At 70.7% G+C, this 17,757-nt stretch carries 16 protein-coding genes; 7 read left to right on the forward strand and 9 right to left on the reverse strand.

Going from position 1 to position 17,757, the window contains the following annotated elements:
- The 4 genes from CLM62_RS38585 to CLM62_RS38600 form a co-directional block, all read right to left on the reverse strand.
- Window positions 1–401 (reverse strand): hypothetical protein (locus tag CLM62_RS38585; protein ID WP_107483850.1); only part of this gene is annotated, 401 nt, incomplete at its 3' end.
- 150 nt (window positions 402–551) lie between these two features.
- Window positions 552–1,331, reverse strand: coding sequence for an HAD-IIA family hydrolase (locus tag CLM62_RS38590; protein ID WP_095754542.1), 780 nt, complete (start codon window positions 1,329–1,331; stop codon window positions 552–554).
- Between the two features lie 268 nt (window positions 1,332–1,599).
- Complete coding sequence (locus tag CLM62_RS38595; protein ID WP_257004335.1) at window positions 1,600–2,427, reverse strand: hypothetical protein; 828 nt, start codon at window positions 2,425–2,427, stop codon at window positions 1,600–1,602.
- Between the two features lie 146 nt (window positions 2,428–2,573).
- Window positions 2,574–3,725, reverse strand: coding sequence for an ROK family transcriptional regulator (locus CLM62_RS38600; protein ID WP_095754543.1), 1,152 nt, complete (start codon window positions 3,723–3,725; stop codon window positions 2,574–2,576).
- 48 nt (window positions 3,726–3,773) lie between these two features.
- Here CLM62_RS38600 and CLM62_RS38605 point away from each other — a divergent pair, with 48 nt between their 5' ends.
- The 3 genes from CLM62_RS38605 to CLM62_RS38615 all read left to right on the forward strand — a co-directional run bounded on the left by CLM62_RS38605 (window position 3,774) and on the right by CLM62_RS38615 (window position 6,313).
- Window positions 3,774–4,859 (forward strand): Gfo/Idh/MocA family oxidoreductase, encoded by a 1,086-nt coding sequence (locus tag CLM62_RS38605; RefSeq protein WP_095754544.1) that lies wholly within the window; start codon window positions 3,774–3,776, stop codon window positions 4,857–4,859.
- Window positions 4,856–5,371, forward strand: a complete 516-nt coding sequence (locus CLM62_RS38610; RefSeq protein ID WP_095754545.1) for a heme-degrading domain-containing protein — start codon at window positions 4,856–4,858, stop codon at window positions 5,369–5,371. The genes CLM62_RS38605 and CLM62_RS38610 overlap by 4 nt, the downstream gene beginning before the upstream one ends.
- Before the next feature lie 75 nt (window positions 5,372–5,446).
- Window positions 5,447–6,313: an LLM class F420-dependent oxidoreductase gene (locus CLM62_RS38615; RefSeq protein WP_095754546.1), complete on the forward strand. Its 867-nt coding sequence runs from the start codon at window positions 5,447–5,449 to the stop codon at window positions 6,311–6,313.
- 124 nt (window positions 6,314–6,437) lie between these two features.
- Here the strand turns inward: CLM62_RS38615 and CLM62_RS38620 are convergent, their stop codons facing one another.
- Window positions 6,438–6,764, reverse strand: coding sequence for a hypothetical protein (locus tag CLM62_RS38620; protein WP_143659223.1), 327 nt, complete (start codon window positions 6,762–6,764; stop codon window positions 6,438–6,440).
- Between the two features lie 561 nt (window positions 6,765–7,325).
- Between CLM62_RS38620 and CLM62_RS38625 the strand changes: the two genes are divergently transcribed.
- Window positions 7,326–9,854, forward strand: a complete 2,529-nt coding sequence (locus tag CLM62_RS38625) for a peptidoglycan recognition protein (RefSeq protein ID WP_095754548.1) — start codon at window positions 7,326–7,328, stop codon at window positions 9,852–9,854.
- A 390-nt stretch (window positions 9,855–10,244) separates the two neighbouring features.
- On the opposite strand, the gene CLM62_RS38630 is transcribed toward CLM62_RS38625, so the two are convergent.
- The 3 genes from CLM62_RS38630 to CLM62_RS38640 all read right to left on the reverse strand — a co-directional run bounded on the left by CLM62_RS38630 (window position 10,245) and on the right by CLM62_RS38640 (window position 12,368).
- Window positions 10,245–11,102 carry a fumarylacetoacetate hydrolase family protein gene (locus tag CLM62_RS38630; RefSeq protein ID WP_095754619.1) on the reverse strand — a complete coding sequence of 286 codons (858 nt, stop codon included), beginning with the start codon at window positions 11,100–11,102 and terminating at the stop codon, window positions 10,245–10,247.
- Window positions 11,103–11,245: 143 nt separating this feature from the next.
- Window positions 11,246–11,968 (reverse strand): YidC/Oxa1 family membrane protein insertase, encoded by a 723-nt coding sequence (locus tag CLM62_RS38635; RefSeq protein WP_095754549.1) that lies wholly within the window; start codon window positions 11,966–11,968, stop codon window positions 11,246–11,248.
- Window positions 11,969–12,056: 88 nt separating this feature from the next.
- On the reverse strand, window positions 12,057–12,368 hold the full coding sequence (locus CLM62_RS38640; protein WP_095754620.1) for a DUF6412 domain-containing protein: 312 nt from the start codon (window positions 12,366–12,368) through the stop codon (window positions 12,057–12,059).
- A 266-nt stretch (window positions 12,369–12,634) separates the two neighbouring features.
- On the opposite strand from CLM62_RS38640, the gene CLM62_RS38645 reads away from it, so the two are divergent.
- From CLM62_RS38645 to CLM62_RS38655, 3 genes are all read left to right on the forward strand, one after another.
- Window positions 12,635–14,107 (forward strand): glycoside hydrolase, encoded by a 1,473-nt coding sequence (locus CLM62_RS38645; protein WP_095754550.1) that lies wholly within the window; start codon window positions 12,635–12,637, stop codon window positions 14,105–14,107.
- A gap of 226 nt (window positions 14,108–14,333) precedes the next feature.
- Entirely contained in the window at window positions 14,334–15,575 is a 1,242-nt protein-coding gene (locus tag CLM62_RS38650; RefSeq protein ID WP_095754551.1) for an MFS transporter, read from the forward strand.
- A 37-nt stretch (window positions 15,576–15,612) separates the two neighbouring features.
- Window positions 15,613–16,629, forward strand: coding sequence for an SEC-C domain-containing protein (locus tag CLM62_RS38655; RefSeq protein ID WP_095754552.1), 1,017 nt, complete (start codon window positions 15,613–15,615; stop codon window positions 16,627–16,629).
- 43 nt (window positions 16,630–16,672) lie between these two features.
- Here CLM62_RS38655 and CLM62_RS38660 read toward each other — a convergent pair whose 3' ends face one another.
- Entirely contained in the window at window positions 16,673–17,638 is a 966-nt protein-coding gene (locus CLM62_RS38660; protein ID WP_143659224.1) for a hypothetical protein, read from the reverse strand.
- Between the last annotated feature and the right edge of the window lie 119 nt (window positions 17,639–17,757).

A 17,757-nucleotide genomic window follows, 5' to 3' on the forward strand; every position in this document is an offset into this window, starting at 1 on the left:
GTGCCCCCGCCGCCCGCCTGTACGGGGGCGACGGGCGAGGCGGAAGCGGACGCGCCAGGCCGCGCCGAACTCCCGGCGACGGTGATCGTGCCCTTCAGCTGCGAGTCGGCGCAGGTGACCCGCACGTCGTGAGGGCCGGGCCGGATCGAGGAGCGGACGCGGGTCTCGCCGGCGAGCGTGCCGCCGCTGCCCGTGAGCCGGGCGTCCGCGACGAACGCCGCCGACGCGGCGGTGGCCGTCTTCCCGGAGCAGCCGCTCACCCTGAGGGCGACCTCGGCGCCGGGAGCGGGGGACGAAGGGGTCACCGAGACGCTGCCGCCGCCGTCCGCCGCGTGGGCGGCCGGGGTGAGGGCGGCGGCAGCGAGGACTGCGGAACAGACAGTGAGGCGTAGGGAACCCATCGTGAACCTCCAGATATCTGGAGCCTCCCCCGCAGACTCCTGCCCCGCACGCTCAGCGGGGCCTCACTGCTCCATACGGGTCCAGAAAGGTTTCAGATCAGGCGCGATCCGTTTGAGGGTGGTCTGAATGTGGTCAGCGTCCGGATTCGGTCAGATTCTGTCGACGAGGTCCGCGATCGAGTCCACGACCTTCGACGGCCGGTACGGGAAGTCCTCCACCTGCTCGGGCCGGGTCAGGCCGGTGAGCACCAGGAACGTCTGCATTCCCGCCTCCATACCGGCCAGCACGTCGGTGTCCATACGGTCGCCGATCATCGCGCTGGTCTCGGAGTGCGCCCCGATCGCGTTGAGCCCGGTGCGCATCATCAGCGGGTTCGGCTTGCCCGCGAAGTACGGCTTCTTCCCGGTCGCCTTGGTGATCAGCGCGGCCACCGCGCCGGTCGCGGGCAGCGGGCCCTCGGTCGACGGGCCCGTCTCGTCGGGGTTGGTGCAGATGAAACGGGCGCCGTCGTTGATGAGCCGTACGGCCTTCGTCATGGCCTCGAAGGAGTAGGTGCGGGTCTCGCCGAGGACGACGTAGTCGGGCTCGTGGTCGGTGAGGATGTAGCCGATGTCGTGCAGCGCGGTCGTCAGGCCCGCCTCGCCTATGACGTACGCGGAGCCGCCGGGCCGCTGGTCGTCCAGGAACTGTGCGGTGGCCAGGGCCGAGGTCCAGATCGAGTCGATCGGCACGTCCAGACCCATGCGGCGCAGCCGGGCGTGCAGGTCGCGCGGGGTGTACATCGAGTTGTTGGTGAGGACGAGGAAGGGCTTGCCCGACTCGCGCAGCTTCTTCAGAAAGGCGTCGGCGCCGGGGATCGGTACGCCCTCGTGGATGAGCACACCGTCCATGTCGGTGAGCCACGACTCGATGGGCCTGCGTTCTGCCATGTGCTGGATCTCCTGCCGTACCCAAAGTGCGCGGTGCGTCGCGCGTGTACCCGGTGCCGGGTGCCGGGCGCGCCCCAGCCTAAACAGTGGCCGGATCTTGAGGGAATGGCCGGGTTCTGAGGAGATGGGTGCGGCTGAGGAGGTGGATACGGCTATGGCATGGATGCGGCTGTCGCATGGAGACGGCTGCGGCATGGAGACGGCTGCGGCACGGATACGGCTGCGGCACGGATACGGCTGCGGCACGGATACGGCTGCGGCTGTGGCCTCAGCGGCGTCTGCGGACCAGCAGCAGCGCACCGCTGGCGACGAGCAGCAGGGCCGCGGCGGCGAGGGCGACCGCGGGGCCGAGTCCGGTGCCGGCTAGTTCCTCGGCGAGGGAGGGGCGGCCGTCGGGCGCCGGGGCGGCCGCGTCGGAGGCGGAAGCGGTGGCGTCGGGGGCCGAAGCGGCGGCGTCGGGGGCGGTGGCGTCGGGGGCGGGTTCGCGCTCGGGTCGCGGGGCCGGTTCGGCCTCGATGCCGAAGCGGTAGTCGTTCGACTGGCCGACCCAGTCGCCGTCGTCGTCGTGGCGTTGTACGACGGCCGCGTTGGCGATGACCTCGTTCGGTTCGGCGTCCGAGGTGAGCGCCATCCGGACCTTCACGGTGAGGGTCTTGCCGGGGCCGACGGTGAAGCCGCGGAAACGGTCGCGGTCGTCGGCGAAGGCGCCGACGAGTTCGTCCGCGTCGGTGCGTTCGAAGCGGACGGAGTGCGGGCGGGCGCCCGCTGTGCCGTCGTAGAACTCCAGGCGGGCCTGGGCGGGCTCGAGGGTGCGCCGCTCGTCGACGAGGACGACGACGGGGTGGATGTTTGCGCAGGTCCGGGTGGTGGTGTTGGTGAGGTCCAGGTACCAGGTGCCGTAGCCGCCGCCGATGTCGTAGGAGTCGGGGCCGCCGTGGATGCGGGTGGTGACCGGGAAGGCGCGGTCGTCGGCGGCGCAGGAGGGACGGGGGTCGGCCTGCGCCGGGGAGGCGAGGAGGGCGGCGGCTGCGAGGCAGAGGGAGGCGGGGGCACAGAGGTATACAGGCGTAGGCGGTCGCATGAACGGCAGTCGCATGAACACATGACCATGCCGGGTGCTTCCGGCGGATGGCGGGTGCCGCTCCGTACGGCCTGGCAAGTCCCCTCGATCAGCGCACGCGGGCGACCGGTGTCGCGCCTGAGACCGGCAGAGGGCGCACACGTGGGGTGCGCCTGGGCGGGTCAGCCGTCCGCCCGTCCGAACAGCGGTCCCAGCAGCAGCTGAGCCGCCCCCTCCGCGACCCCCCGCTCCCCGCCGGGCGCGACCCGCACCGGTACGGCACCCGCACCCCGGGCGCGCTCGTCGAGGACGGCGGCGACCCCTCGTACGAACGTCTCCGGCGCGGCGGCGACCGTACGACCGCCGAGGAGTACGAGGTCGATGTCGAGCAGCCCGACGAGGTTCGCGGCGCCGGCGCCGAGCACCCGCGCGGCCTCGCCGATCTCGCCCCGGGCGACCGCCCCCAGACACAGCGCCTCGATGCAGCCACGGTTTCCGCAGCCGCAGTGGGGCCCGTCCAGCTGGATGACCTGATGCCCGAACTCCCCCGCGCCGGTCCGGGCGCCCCGGTGTACGGTCCCACCGATCACGAGCCCGGCACCGAGCCCCGTACCGAGGTGCAGATACGCGAAGGACCGGCCCGCCCCGCCGACGGCCAGGCCGAGCGCCGCCGCGTTGGTGTCCTTGTCCACGACGACGGGCACCCCGAGCCGCCGAGCCAACGCGTCCCGCAACGGGAACCCGTCCCACTCGGGAAACCCGGTGACCCGGTGCAGCACGCCCCGGGCGTGGTCGAGGGGGCCGGGGAGGGCGACCCCGACGCCGAGAAGGGAGCCGACTCCGACGAGGGCGCCCGTCGGCCGCGGCGCCTCCGCCGCCGGTCCCCCGCTCCTCGGCCCCAGCGCCTGCGCCGCCATCCCCTCCGCCTCCCGCGCCACCGCCGCCACCACGGCCTGTGCGCCCGCGCCGAGGTCCAGCGGGGTGCGCCGCTCCCCCACCACCATCCCGTTCAGGTCGACCAGGACCGCTCGCAGTTCGTCCCGGTCCAGATGTACGCCCACCGCATGCCCCGCCCCCGGCACCAGCCGCAGGACTGTGCGCGGCTTGCCGCCGGTCGACGCGCGGCGGCCCGCCTCCGCCGCCATCCCCTCCTCCCGCAGCCGGGCGGTGATCTTGCTGACCGCCTGGGGGGTGAGCCCGGTGCGGTCGGCGAGTTCGAGGCGGCTGATGCCCTCCGGGCCGGCCGTGCGCAGCAGGTCGAGCACCAGCGCGGTGTTGTGGCTGCGCAGAGCGAGCAGATTGGCGCCGCCGTTCGTCCTGTTCACGCCAGTCATTCTCCCTCGTACTTGCACTTTGGCAACAGCGTTGCGAAAGTGGGGGCCATGACAGGTACGACTGGTACTCCCGGCACCCCTCTCCGCGTGGGCCTCGTCGGCTACGGCCTCGCCGGCTCCGTCTTCCACGCCCCGCTGATCGCCGCCACCGAGGGCCTCGCCCTCGACACGGTGGTCACCTCGAACCCCGAGCGGCAGGAGCAGGCCCGCGCCGAGTTCCCGGACGTGCGCGTGGCCGCCGTTCCGGACGAACTGTTCGACCGGGCCGGCGACCTGGACCTGATCGTCATCGCGTCCCCGAACAAGACGCACGTCCCGCTCGCCACCGCCGCCCTGAAGGCCGGCCTGCCCGTCGTCGTGGACAAGCCCGTCGCCGGCACGGCCGCCGAGGCACGCGAGCTGGCCGCCCTGGCCGAGGAGCGCGGCCTGCTCCTCTCCGTCTTCCAGAACCGCCGCTGGGACAACGACTTCCTGACCCTCCGCAAGCTGATCGCCGACGGCGAGCTGGGCGACGTATGGCGCTTCGAGTCCCGCTTCGAGCGGTGGCGGCCGCAGCCGAAGGGCGGCTGGCGGGAGTCCGGCGACCCCGCAGAGATCGGAGGTCTGCTGTACGACCTCGGCAGCCATGTCGTCGACCAGGCACTGGCCCTCTTCGGCCCGGCCGCCTCCGTGTACGCCGAGTCGGACATCCGCCGCCCGGGCGCCGAGACCGACGACGACACGTTCATCGCGCTCACGCACGCGAACGGCGTCCGCTCCCACCTGTACGTCTCCGCCACGGCCGCCCAGCTCGGCCCCCGCTTCCGGGTGCTGGGCTCGAAGGCGGGTTACGTCAAGTACGGCCTCGACCCGCAGGAGGCGGCGCTGAAGGGGGGCAGGCGCCCCGGCCCCGACTGGGGACTGGAGCCCGAGTCGCTGTGGGGCCGCGTGGGCTCCGGGGAATCCCCCCTGACCGGTGGCGGCCGCCCCGAACCGACCCTTCCGGGCGACTACCCCGCTTACTATGCGGCCGTGGCGAAAGCCCTGCTGGACGGCGGTCCCAACCCGGTGACCGCGCTGGAGGCGGCAGCCGCCCTCGAGGTACTGGAGGCGGCGCGCCGTTCGGCCCGCGATGGAGTGGCGGTGACGCTGTGACGAACAAGCAGACCCATACCCAGGAGCTCACCCCGAAGTTCCACCCGGAACTCACCCCGAGCCTGGAGGAGTTGGAGGCGCAGGAACGACGCCTGGTCTTCCGCCAGTTCACCTACGACGACGCCTGGGCCCTGGGTTCCCTCCTCGTCGACCTGGCCCGCGAACGCCAGGCCCCCGTCGCCATCGACATCCACCGCGCCGGCCAGCAGCTCTTCCACGCGGCACTCCCCGGCTCGGCCCCCGACAACGACGCCTGGATCGCCCGCAAGCGCCGGGTGGTGGAGCGCTACGGCGCCGCCTCCTACCTGGTCGGCGCCCGCTTCCGCGCCAAGGGCTCGACGTTCGAGGACTCCTCGCGCCTGGATCCGGACGTGTACGCGGCCCACGGCGGCTCTTTCCCGATCAACGTGGAGGGCGTCGGCGTGATCGGCGCGGTCACGGTGTCCGGGCTGCCGCAGCTGGATGACCACCGGTTCGTGGTCGAGGCGCTGGAGCAGTTCCTGGGTCACTGATCGGGCCGGGAAGATCCCAAGGCTCCCTCCGGTTGGCACCGTCGTACAGCAATCGATCGGAGGGACCGCAAACCCATGAGTGACGCCTTGAAGGACACCGTCGGCCGGTACGGCATCTGGAGCGTAGGCCTGCGCTCGGAGGACCCGGCGCGGCAGGGCGAACTCGCCGAGGCGGCGGCCGAGTTGGAGCAGCTCGGCTACGGCGCCCTCTGGCTGGGCGGCAACAGCGCCGCCCGCAACGCCGTACCGCTGATCGAGGCCACCTCGACGCTGACCGTCGGCACCAGCATCCAGAGCATCTGGGAGCACGAGCCCGCCGACAGCGCGGCGGCCTTCGCCGACCTGGAGGCGACGCACCCCGGCCGTTTCACCCTCGGCCTCGGTGTCAGCCACGCAAAGCTGGCGGACCAGTACCGCCGCCCCTACTCGGCCCTGGTCGCCTATCTCGACGGCCTGGACGCGGCGGGCGTACCGGCGAACCGCCGGCTCCTGGCGGCCCTCGGCCCGAAGAGCCTGAAGCTGGCGCGCGACCGAGCCGCCGGTTCGATCCCGTACCTGGTCACCGCCGAGCACACGGCCCAGGCCCGCGAGGCCCTGGGCGAAGCCCCGCTGCTGGCCCCCGAGCTGGGGGTGGTCCTGGAAACGGACCCGGACAGCGCCCGCACCCTGGCCCGTGATTTCCTCGCCATGTACCTGACGCTCCCGAACTACACCAACAACTTCCTCCGCCACGGCTTCACGGAAGACGACCTCAAGGACGGCGGCAGCGACCGCCTGATCGACGCACTGTTCGCCTGGGGCGACGAGGCGTCGATCCGCGCCCGCATCGAGACGTTCCGAGATGCGGGAGCGGACCACGTGGCGCTGCAGGTGGTGGACGGAGAGCCCCGGGACGCACTCCCGAGGCAGGCCTGGCGCACGCTGGCTTCTCTACTGGCGTGAGCCGAGAGCTCGACCGCAACGTCGACTCCGCCTCCGGCGACGTTCTCCTCGAACCCGGTCCGCGTCGCCTGCACCGTCACATCCGTGCCCCGCGAGACGTTCGCGTAGGTGGCTGTGCTCCCCTTCAGCCGGGGCTTGGGCAGTGTGCCCTCCAGCCGACCGCCACCCGGCGCGCGCCGGTGCCCACCGCCGCCAGGGTCGAGTTCTCGCCGCCCCGGGCGAGGGTCAGACCCTGCGGCTGCGCCTCGGGCGCCACGCCGCCGGACGTGGCGTGCAACGTGGTGTCGACATCGACCCACGCTCCGCCCCGCTTGAAGCGGATCGGCGCGGCGTAGGACTTCGTGGTGAGGGTGCCGTTCGGATTCGCCCATGTCGTCGACTGGGCGGTCCGCTCGTCCACCACCTCGACCCTGTGCTTGCGCAGTCGTGCCATGGCGATGGCTGACGCCACGTCGGGTGCCGTCAGGGGACCGGTGGACCGGGCCGCACTGGCGGTCCTGTGGCGCGCGGGAACGGCGACCGCCTGACCGGTCGATGACAAAGCTACCGCCACCTCGGCGGCCATGAGCAGGGCCAAGACGCCCGCTATCGGCCTGATTCGCCCTGGTGATGACCCGCTGCCCGGCCTTCTTCGAAGGCCGACGACGCGATCGCTTCTTCTCACAGAAGCACTCCTCTTCCGATGTCCGGAGAAAGGTCGTCCGGAGCCGGAGGTGAGTATCGATCCATGGGGCGGCACCCAGGTTTGGTCGCGGTGTGAGTAGTGCAAAGCGGCTGTCAAGTCAAGTTGAACACTCGTCAGATGCGCGCATTCTTTTGCGGATGGACGTCCATATTTGATCCACGGGATCGTCACCGAAGGTAAGAAATAGTTGAATATAAGGGAAATAAGATATTCATCAGATCGTTATGTTGACACGTCGGCCCCATCCACCAAAGAAACGAAAGGGACCCTTGGTGCGCTGAGTCTCTCGAGTGCCCCGGTAGCGGGCACCTTTCTTGAAGGTGGGGCATGAGAACTGCACACGGAGGCGGGCGCGCGCGCTGGTCCTGGCTGAAGAGGCGCACGTGGGTGGCGCTGGGGGCGGTCCTCGCGGGAGGCGGGGTGGCGGTGGCGGCCGTCGCGGCGACCGGATCGGGCGCGGACTTCGCGGCGCCGGCCGCGCAGGCACCGATCAGGACGCATGTGCACTCGCTGCGCCTGACCGGGGCGAGCGCGTCGCTCAGGACGCTGGGTGCCAGGTCCACGGCCCCGTTCAGCATGGTGGGCGTCACCTGGAACGGCGCCCGTGCCGTCCTGCACGGCACGGTGGAGGTACGCACCCGGTCCGCCGCGAGCGGCCACTGGACCCCGTGGCTGAAGATGGGGCAGCCCGACGACATCCCCGACCCCGCCGAGCTGAACCGCCCCGGCGTGCGCGGCGGCATGTCGCCGATGTGGTCCGGACCGTCGACCGGTGTCCAGGTCCGCGCGTCCGGTACGCACGGGACGGCCGCGCTGCCCACCGGTCTGCGCGTGGACCTGATCGACCCGGGCAAGGCCTCAACCACCGGCAGGGCGGCGGGCTCCGGCCTGTCCCCGGCCGCCTACGCCATGGACGCCACGGCCACTGAGACCGCGACAGCCCAGGACACGGTCACGCCCACGGACACCGGCACCGGCACCGGCACCGGGGCGGCCACGGACAGCGCCACGCCGACGGACACCGCGACGGCGGCGGGGTCGGCCTCGCCCACCGACACCACGGCCACCCCCACGGCCACGGACTCCGCGTCGGCCTCGCCGTCCACCGGCACCTCGGCCTCGGCTCCCGCATCCGCTTCTGCTTCCACTTCCACTTCCGCCTCGCCGAGCGCGTCGGCGACGTCCTGGCCGAGCCAGTTGCCGACCATGGCCCAGGCGTACCCGTCCTGCCCGAACTCCTCGGCCAGCCCCTCCGCGTCGGCATCGCCGACCCCTCCGGACCCGATGCCGGCCGCGACCACCTCGACGGTCGCGCCGCCGGCCGTGGTCACCCGGGCCGGCTGGGGCGCGGACGAGTGCGCCCGGGAGGCCGGCTACCCGTTGTACGGCTCGGCGGTGAAGGTGATGTTCGTCCACCACACCGACACCACCAACAACTACTCCTGCGCGGACTCCCCGGCGATCGTGCGGAGCATCTACGCCGAGCACCTCAACCAGGGCTGGCGCGACATCGGTTACAACTTCCTGGTCGATAAGTGCGGCACCGTCTTCGAGGGCCGCTTCGGCGGGATGGCGCTGCCCGTCGTGGGCGCCCACACCTACGGGTTCAACACCAACAGCATGGGCGTGGCCGCCATCGGCACGTACACCGACCTCAGCGGCGGCGACTCGACGGCCAGCACCTTCCCCGGAGCCACGCCGAGCAAGGCCATGCTGGGCGCCATCGCCCGGCTCGCCGCATGGAAGTTCGGCATGACGGGCGTGAACCCGGGCACCGGCACCGCCTACCTGCCCGAGGGCGCCTCGGACAGCTACGGCTTCACCCTGGGGACGAGCTACAAGTTCAACGTCGTCTCCGGACACCGCGACGGCTACGCCACCGACTGCCCCGGCAACCAGCTCTACAACGCCCTGAGCACGGTCCGCGCCTACGCGGCCGGCCCGGTCGGCCCGGTCACCGTCACCGGGATGTCGGGCGGAGCGGCCAAGTCCGGGACGAGCTACTACACCAAGGGCGCGGCCACGGTGAGCTGGACGACCTCCACGCCGTCCGCGGTGATCTCCGGCTTCGACGTCTTGGTCGACGGAAAGGCCGTGGCACACACCTCCGGCTCCGCCCGCTCCGCCTCGATCTCGGTCGCCGCCGGCAGCCACACCGTCCAGGTACGCGCCACCCACGTCCGCGGGTCGACCACCCTCTCCGCCGGAGTCGGCCTGGTGGGTGACACCACCGCGCCCACCTTCCCGACCGCTCCCGGCGTGAAGGTGCGCACCGGCACGGTGAGTTCCACGGCGGTGCCGGTCACGGTGACCTGGAAGGCCGCCGACAACGCGGCGCTGGCCAAGGTCCTGGCGACCGCGCCGTCCTCGGCCACCTTCGGCCCGACCGTGACCTCCTGGAACGCCAGCGCCAAGCCCGGCGCCTCGGACCTGTTCGTCCTGAAGGCGTACGACGTGGCGGGCAACTCGGCCGGCGCCTCCGTCTACCGGACCCCGAACATCATCCAGGAGACCTCCACCACCCGCACCGGCACCTGGACCCGCAAGAGCAGCACCAGCTATCTGGGCGGCTACTCCTACAGCTCCTCCTCCGCCGGAGCCTCGATCAGCTGGACCTTCACCGGCCGCTCGGTGGCGTGGATCGTCTCGCGGGCCGCCACCTCCGGTCAGGCGTACATCTACATCGACGGCACCAAGGTCACCACAGTGGACCTGAAGTCCTCCACCACCCTGTACCGGCAGGCGATCTGGACCAAGACCTGGTCCACGTCCGCCAAGCACACCCTGAAGATCGTCGTCGTCGGCACCTCGGGCCGCCCCACGGTCACCACCGACGCCATCGCCACCATCGGCTGACCCACAGCCCTGCCGCGGCGGACGCGAGCCCGCCGCGGTCCGAGGCATGCCGCACAGTCCCCACACAGCCGTGAGCCACGTGCCCGGCACAACCGCACCCGGCGCCCCACGTCGCGGGACGCCACCGAGCCCGCGGCCCGCTTCGGGCCGCGTCCGGCCCGCGACACCGGCACGCGGGCCGGACCACGGCGGCGGCCACTACCGACAACCAACCCCAGGGAGAGGCCACTCACCCACCGACGACGGCAGCTGGGCACCTACAGCCTCATGGCCGAACAGGTCGGCGCAGCCATCCTGCGCCACCGCCAACTCCTGCCCTGGGACCACGCCAACTGCACACGCTGCGTCATCTGACGCCAGGTCTGTCACCGCCAAGCATGCACGAGCTCGTCAGGCGTCCTTGAACTCCTGCCGCTGCCGACCGAGCCCCTGAATCTCCAGCTCGACCACATCCCCGGCCCGCAAGTACGGCTTGGGCTCGGGCTCCCCGAGCGCGACCCCCGCCGGCGTCCCCGTATTGATGACGTCCCCGGGATACAGCGTCATGAACTGACTGACGTACCGCACGACCTCCCCCACCGGAAAGATCTGCTCAGCCGTCGTCCCGTCCTGCTTCAACTCCCCGTTGACCCACAGCTTCAGCCACAGATCCTGCGGATCGCCCACCTCGTCCGCCGTCACCAGCCACGGCCCCAGCGGATTGAACGTCTCGCAGTTCTTCCCCTTGTCCCAGGTCCCGCCCCGCTCGATCTGGAACTCCCGCTCGGACACGTCGTGCGCCACCGCGTACCCGGCGACGCACCCCAACGCCTCTTCCACCGACCCCGCATACCGAGCCGTACGTCCGATGACTACCGCCAGTTCGACCTCCCAGTCGGTCTTCACCGACCCGCGAGGAACGAGCACCGTGTCGTGAGGCCCGACCACCGTGTCCGCGGCCTTGAAGAAGATCACCGGCTCGGCGGGCGGCTCGGCCCCCGTCTCCCGCGCGTGGTCGTGGTAGTTCAGCCCGATGCACACGATCTTGCCGATCCGGGCCAGGGGAGGCCCGACCCGCAGCCCCGCCGCATTCAGAACGGGCAGCGAACCCGCCTCGGCGGCGGCGCGGATCCGGCCGAGCGCGTCGTCGTCGGCGAGCAGCGGTCCGTCGATGTCCGGGACGAGGCCGGAGAGGTCCCGCAGGGTCCCCTCGGCGTCGAGCAGCGCGGGCCGCTCCGATCCCGCCGTACCGACTCGCAGCAGCTTCATGATCACAATCTCCCTCGATCGCGGGGCGCCCGGCCGATGGGTGCAGCCATCGGAGGTCTGGTCGATCCTCCAAGGTCAAGCGCCCAGTCCGCAAGGGCCCGTTCACGGACTGGACCTCACGGACTGGACCGGCCCCAGCGCCCCTACCGGTACAGCACGGCCCGCTCGATGGCACTCCACGTCGTACTGGTCACCACGTACAGCGCGGCGGCCAGCGGTACGACGGCCACGGTGACGAGCGTGAAGAAAGACATGAACGGCATGACCTTGCTGACCGCCCCCACCGCCCCCATCCCGGGCACCTGCTCCCCGTCGGCCGCGGGAAGCGGACTGTTGGTGGCCATCATCAGCTTCGTACGGCGGTAGTTGAAGGCGGCCACCGCGGCGACGAGGGCGAACAGCCCGACGTACACGAGCCCCGCCGCCCCGAACATCCCGCCCTCGCCCAGCGCGTCCGCCCAGCGGTCGCCGAGGGGCGCGGCGAACAGCTGGTGGGTGAGCAGTTCGTTGGCCTGCCCGCCGATCTTCGTGTTCGAGAACAGGTGGTAGAGGAGGAAGAACGCGGGCAGCTGGAACGCGCTGGGCAGGCAGCCGGACAGCGGGGACACCTTCTCCTCGGCGTGCAGTTCCATCACGGCCTTCTGCAGCTTCTCGGGGTTCTTCTTGTGCTTCTTCCGCAACTCGGCGATCTTCGGCTGCAGCGCCCTCCGGGCCTTCTGCCCGCGCGCGGCCGCCCGGGACAAGGGGTGCACGAGCAGCCGTACGAAAGCGGTGAACAGGACGATCGCGGCGGCGGCCGCGGTGGCGCCGAACAGCGGTTGGAGCAGGTCGGCCAGGTGCTGGACCAGGTCGGCGAAAACGGACATGAGTGAGCCCTCCGGGGGTCTCGTCGTGCCGGAAGTGGTGAAGGCGGCATGACGACCCGCGCGGGGTCAGGCTTGTGGAGCGCGTGCCCTACGCGGTGGTCGCCGGGAGGGCGAGACCGGGCGCCCGGGGCCGCCTGCGCCCCTTGGCGTCGGGGTCGCGTTGCGGCAGGAACGCCGTACGGCGGTTGCGGTCGCGGATGGCCGTACGCACCCGGGTGGGCGGCACGGCCGGCGCGGCGCGCGAGGCGAGGAGCGAGCAGGCGGCGAACGCGGAGCTCGCGGCGGCGGTCGCGGCGAGCGCGACGGTGGCGGAGAGGCTGCCGGAGTCGAGCAGGACGACGTCGAGGAAGAGGAGCAGCAGTACGGCGGCGGGGCGCGGGTTGGCCCAGCGACGGATCACGACCACACCCCTCCCCTCGTACGTCTGTTTGTCCTGCCCTCGGTTATACCTGATCGGCGTCGGTCGGCCGCAACCGATTGCACGTCAACCGCAACTGTCCGAAATCCCGTACTTCCTCCACAGGTTTTAGAAAGGGCTGTCAAAACCCTCGACAAGCTCACACACCGCACCCGATGCTTCGTCCTGGCATGAGTCCTGGCATGAGCCGGACAGGCCACGGCGCCGGTTCAGGGACCGGTGTCGATCGACTCGGAGCCGGAGTAGCCATGATCCGACGCAGAACCCTGCTGGCCGCGGCAGGCGGAACGGTCCTCGGCAGCGCCCTGGCGACGGGCACCGCACACGCGGACGCCACGATCGCCGTCAACCCCGGGACGTCGTACGGCACTTGGGAGGGCTGGGGCACCTCCCTGGCCTGGTGGGCCAACGTCTTCGGCGCCCGGGACGACTTCGCGGACATCTTCTTCACCACCAAGTCGGTGTCGTACAACGGCACGACACTCCCCGGCCTCGGCCTCAACATCGCCCGCTACAACCTGGGCGCGTGCAGCTGGAACACCGTCGGCGGCGAGTCGATGGTGGAATCGCCCAACATCCCCGCCTTCAAGCAGATCGAGGGCTTCTGGCAGGACTGGAACAACGAGGACGCCGCTTCCTCGGCCTGGGACTGGACGGCGGACGCCAACCAGCGGGCGATGCTGGTGAAGGCGACGCAGCGGGGCGCGGTGAGTGAGCTGTTCGCCAACTCCCCCATGTGGTGGATGTGCAGCAACCACAACCCGTCGGGCGCGGCGAGTGGCGGCAACAACCTCCAGACCTGGAACTACCGCCAGCACGCCTCCCACCTGGCCGCGACCGCCCTGCGCGCGAAGAACAACTGGGGCGTGAACTTCGCGACGGTCGACCCCTTCAACGAGCCGGCCGCCAACTGGTGGACCGCCACCGGCACCCAGGAGGGCTGCCACATGGACCCCGCGGTCCAGGCGGCCGTACTTCCCCACATGCGCAGCGAGTTGGACAAGCGCGGCCTGACGGGTCTGCGGATCGCCGCGTCCGACGAGACGAACTACGACACGGCCCGCTCGACCTGGAGTTCCTTCGGCTCGTCGACGAAGGCCCTGGTCAGCCAGGTCAACGTGCACGGCTACCAGGGCTCGGGCGGCCGTAGGGACCTGCTCTACACGGACGTGGTGACGACCTCCGGCAAGAAGCTGTGGAACTCGGAGACCGGCGACAGCGACGGCACCGGTCTCACCATGGCGTCGAACCTCTGCATGGACTTCCGCTGGCTGCACCCGACCGCCTGGGTCTACTGGCAGGTCATGGACCCGTCGTCGGGCTGGGCGATGATCGCGTACGACGCCAACACCCTGCAGCCGACGACCATCCAGACGAAGTACTACGCAATGGCCCAATTCAGCCGCCACATCCGTCCTGGCATGCGCATCCTCGACACGGGCGTGAGCTACGCGGCGGCGGGCTACGACGCGTCGGCGAGGCGCCTGGTGATCGTGGCCGTGAACACCTCCACCTCCGCCCAGACCCTCACCTTCGACCTCTCCCGCTTCACGACGGTGGCGGGCGGCTCGGGCGGCCTGGTCCCGCGCTGGAACACGGTCACGACGGGCGGTGACAAGTACCGGTCGTACTCGGACACGCGGCTGAGCGGCAAGTCGGTGAGCGTGCCGTTCGCGGCGAAGGCGGTGCAGACGTTGCAGATAGACGGGGTGGTGATCTGATCTGACGAACGGCGGCAGGCCCTACGGCACACCTGGCGGCGGGCCCTACGACACACCCGGCGGCGGGTCCTACGACACGCCCGGCGGCGGGCTCTACGGCACGCCCGGCGGTACGCGCGACGGCATTCCCGGCGCCACACGGGACGGCGGGGGCGAGGGCGTACACGCCGGCAGGGGCGACGGCATACCCGGTGAGGTCGACGGCATACCCGGCGGGGCACGACGGATGCCCGCCGGGCTGGTCGCGCTCGCCCTCGGCGGTTTCGGGATAGGCCTGACCGAGTTCGTCATCGCCGGGCTGCTCCCGCAGGTGAGCCGGGGCCTGGCCGTGTCCGAAGTCGCGGCCGGGTGGCTGATCTCCGGGTACGCGCTGACCGTCGCCGTCGGCGCGATCGCGGTGACCGCCGCCACCGCCCGCCTGCCCCGCAAGCCGGTCCTCGTCGGGCTGGTGGTGCTGTTCGTCATCGGCAACCTCCTGTCCGCCGTCGCACCGAACTACCCGGTGATGCTGCTCGGCCGCGTGGTCGCCGCACTGTGCCACGGCACGTTCTTCGGCCTGGGCTCGCTCGTCGCCCGCCGCCTGGTCCCTCCGGAGCGGGCGTCGAGGGCGGTGGCGGTGATGTTCGCCGGCCTGACGGTCTCGAACGTGCTGGGCGTGCCGTTCGGCGCCCTGGTCGGCGAACGCTGGGGCTGGCGGGCCACGTTCTGGGCGATCACCGGCATCGGCGTTATCGCCGCGGCGGCGATCGCGACGCTGGTGCCGTACTGGGCGGGCGAGGTGCCCGCCGGTGGCCGGGCGGGCAAGGTACCCGCCGGTGACCGGACGGACAGCCTCCGCGCCCAGGTGAGCGCCTTCCGATCCACCCAGGTATGGCTGACCCTGGCCGCCACCGCCCTCGGCTACGGCGGGATGTTCGGCGCGTTCAGCTACCTCGCCTACACCTTCACCGAGGTCACCGGCTTCTCCAGCACGGACGTCGCCTGGCTGCTCGTCGTCTACGGCGCCGGCCTGGTCGCCGGAAACATGGCCGGCGGACGCGGCGCCGACCACAACCGCGACCTGACCCTGATCGTCTCCCTGGCCGGTCTCACCGCCACGCTCATCGCGTTCGGCCTGCTGGCGAGCAGCCCCGCGGCCTCCGTGGTGCTGGTCTTCCTGACAGGCGTGTTCGGCTTCGCGAGCGTCCCCGGCATGATCACCCGCGTGACGGACCACGCCCACGGCGTCCCCCTCGCCGCCGGCGCCAACGTCTCCGCGTCCAACATCGGCAACGCCCTCGGCGCCTGGCTCGGCGGCCTCGCCATCAGCGCGGGCCTCGGCTACACGGCTCCGCTGTATGTCGGGGCGGGCATCGTCCTGCTGGGCCTGGCGGTGATGACGTACGCGGCGGTGCGGCAGGCACACGCACGGGAGACACACTCCTCTCCGAACTCCGCACGGTCTCCCGACCGCAAGGCCTCGATGTGACCGTTTCTTTGTCGGTGGTCGGCAGTACGGTGATCCCATGCGCCCCGACACGCCCGCCGAGAACGTCGACCACCCCGCCGAAGCGGCACGCCTGGAGCGGACCGCCGGCCTGTACCCCGAGGACGCGGAAGCTCTGCTGCTGCAGGCCGCGGCCCACCTGGAACTCTCCGGCGACCGCCCCGCCGCGACCAAGCTCTACGACCGCCTGCTGTCATCGCCCGACGGCCTGGAGAACGCGTATCTGGTACGGGCCTTGAAGGCGTCGAACCTCTGGGAGCACGGCCACGAGGCGGAGGCCCGGGCCATCATCGACGGCGTCAGAGTGGCGTCCCCCCGAGACCCGGCCCCGTGGGTCATCGTGGCGGAGGCCCTCGAATCCCACGACGAGCTGGAGGCGGCGCAGGAGACGTTCACGGAGGGGGCGCGGCTGCTGTTGACGGACGTGGCGGAGCCTCCGTACTCCACGCATCCGCTGCTGTTCGGCCGCCATAGAGTACGGCGCATGCTGGGCGCCACCCACGACGACTGGGACCTCCTGGCCGACACCCTCCACTCGTCCCCCGTCTCCCTGGACGAGCTCCACGACCCGAAGCGCGTGTGGTCCCTCGGCTCGAACAACCCGGCGGAACTGGAGGCGGAGATCTCCCGACTGCGGGCCGAGCTGGGGACGTATCGGGAGGCGTTGTCCCGGCCCTTCCCGGTGGCTGTGCTGCACTGGCCGGCGGATGAGCTGGCGGAGCTGGTGGCTTCTTATCCGGCCCTCGCTGCCGAGTACCCGTCGCATGAGGAGCATCTGGCGACGATAGAGGGGGCGCTGCGGGAGCTGGCGGCTTCTGGGACGGCGAACCTGGGGATTGTGACCGGGACTGTGCCGTCTTATGAGGCGTTTGCGGCTTCTGAGGGGGCTTCGCCGGGGGATGTGGAGTTGTTGCCGCAGTATGCGACGACGTTGGCGGCGAGGGGACGGGCGGTGGAGTGGCCGCCCCAGCGGGGCACGTCGTGCTGGTGCGGCTCGGGACGGGCGTATGAGGGGTGCCACGGAACGGCTGTCTGACCGAACGATCGCGATGCAGCCCAGCCTTGGCTCCCGATGCCCCTCAGAACGTTCCCCACCCCACCTTGCCGCCGGAGCGGTAGTAGTCGACCACGAAGCCGTGGTCGCGGCACCAGGCATGGGCTGCCTCCTGGAGGGGGCCCGCCCCACAGTTCAAGTAATCCTCAGCGATCTCCCGCGATCCGTACCGGTCAAGCAGCGTCAACAATGCGTTCAGCGATCCCGAGATACCCAGTTTTATTGCCGTTTGCGCGACTTTACGTCGCCCCTCGGGCTCCAGCGCAGCTACAAGAAGCGCTTGGGAAAACACCACAGGATCCTCACGGCCCAGTTCGACGTAGAGCCGCCTGGCACGATCCGCGTCTGTCCAGCCGATTGGCTGCTCAATCACGTGGTTGTCAGGCGGAAGCACACGACCATCAGCGGACAACACGAACGTCATCCGGCCTATAGCCGGTTTCAGCAGCCGCGACAACGCCGCAATTCGATTCGCGACGTCCCGAACCTCGTCCATCACCATATCCTCTGCTCCCTGCGCAGCGAGTTGCTGCCGCTTCTGTTGTTCCGAATGCCGACGCCGTTCCCGGAGTTCCACATCCCTCAGGCGGTTCAGCTGCTGCCGACGCTCCCGCTCTGTTCGCAGCTGACGGCGCATCGACTCCAACTGACGCAGCCTGCAGCTGAGGGGCATCGGTATCCATCGGTGCTGAGCGGCTACCAGGACACAAGCGCTGTATGAGGAATGAGGGCCGACGACGAAGCCACTACTCGCCGCGCCCTCCTCACCTTCGACAAGGCGCACCTGATATTCGTAGAGCGACAACCGGACAGCCCGGCGCACCACGACAGGCAGAAGGCCCGGGGATATTCGCGATATGCCGACGAGCAGCTTCGCTTCACGTCCGATAACAGCGTGCAACTCATCGTGTGCCGTCTCGAACCAAGCCGAATGCAGCCGCCGCTGCCTGACAAGCGCCTTTCTGCGGCGCCACATGTTCAATAGCCGCACGCTTCCACGCTTCCCTCAGCATGACCCGCGGACCGGCCGCTACGGCGTCCTGCCCGTACAAAGTGCCACCATCGTGGCAGGCGAGTCCGGGACCCCTCCCGGTGGCTTGTGCCGATCGG

Origin of the sequence: Streptomyces sp. SA15 (genome assembly GCF_002291145.1) — a bacterium.
GTDB lineage: Bacteria > Actinomycetota > Actinomycetes > Streptomycetales > Streptomycetaceae > Streptomyces.

Excerpts from the sequence above, each read along its gene's own strand:
- CLM62_RS38590 (WP_095754542.1), bottom strand. The coding sequence starts at position 1,331 with ATGGCAGAACGCAGGCCCATCGAGTCGTGGCTCACCGACATGGACGGT.
- CLM62_RS38595 (WP_257004335.1), bottom strand. The coding sequence starts at position 2,427 with ATGCGACTGCCGTTCATGCGACCGCCTACGCCTGTATACCTCTGTGCC.
- CLM62_RS38600 (WP_095754543.1), bottom strand. The coding sequence starts at position 3,725 with ATGACTGGCGTGAACAGGACGAACGGCGGCGCCAATCTGCTCGCTCTG.
- CLM62_RS38605 (WP_095754544.1), top strand. The coding sequence starts at position 3,774 with ATGACAGGTACGACTGGTACTCCCGGCACCCCTCTCCGCGTGGGCCTC.
- CLM62_RS38615 (WP_095754546.1), top strand. The coding sequence starts at position 5,447 with ATGAGTGACGCCTTGAAGGACACCGTCGGCCGGTACGGCATCTGGAGC.
- CLM62_RS38625 (WP_095754548.1), top strand. The coding sequence starts at position 7,326 with ATGAGAACTGCACACGGAGGCGGGCGCGCGCGCTGGTCCTGGCTGAAG.
- CLM62_RS38630 (WP_095754619.1), bottom strand. The coding sequence starts at position 11,102 with ATGAAGCTGCTGCGAGTCGGTACGGCGGGATCGGAGCGGCCCGCGCTG.
- CLM62_RS38635 (WP_095754549.1), bottom strand. The coding sequence starts at position 11,968 with ATGTCCGTTTTCGCCGACCTGGTCCAGCACCTGGCCGACCTGCTCCAA.
- CLM62_RS38645 (WP_095754550.1), top strand. The coding sequence starts at position 12,635 with ATGATCCGACGCAGAACCCTGCTGGCCGCGGCAGGCGGAACGGTCCTC.
- CLM62_RS38650 (WP_095754551.1), top strand. The coding sequence starts at position 14,334 with ATGCCCGCCGGGCTGGTCGCGCTCGCCCTCGGCGGTTTCGGGATAGGC.
- CLM62_RS38655 (WP_095754552.1), top strand. The coding sequence starts at position 15,613 with ATGCGCCCCGACACGCCCGCCGAGAACGTCGACCACCCCGCCGAAGCG.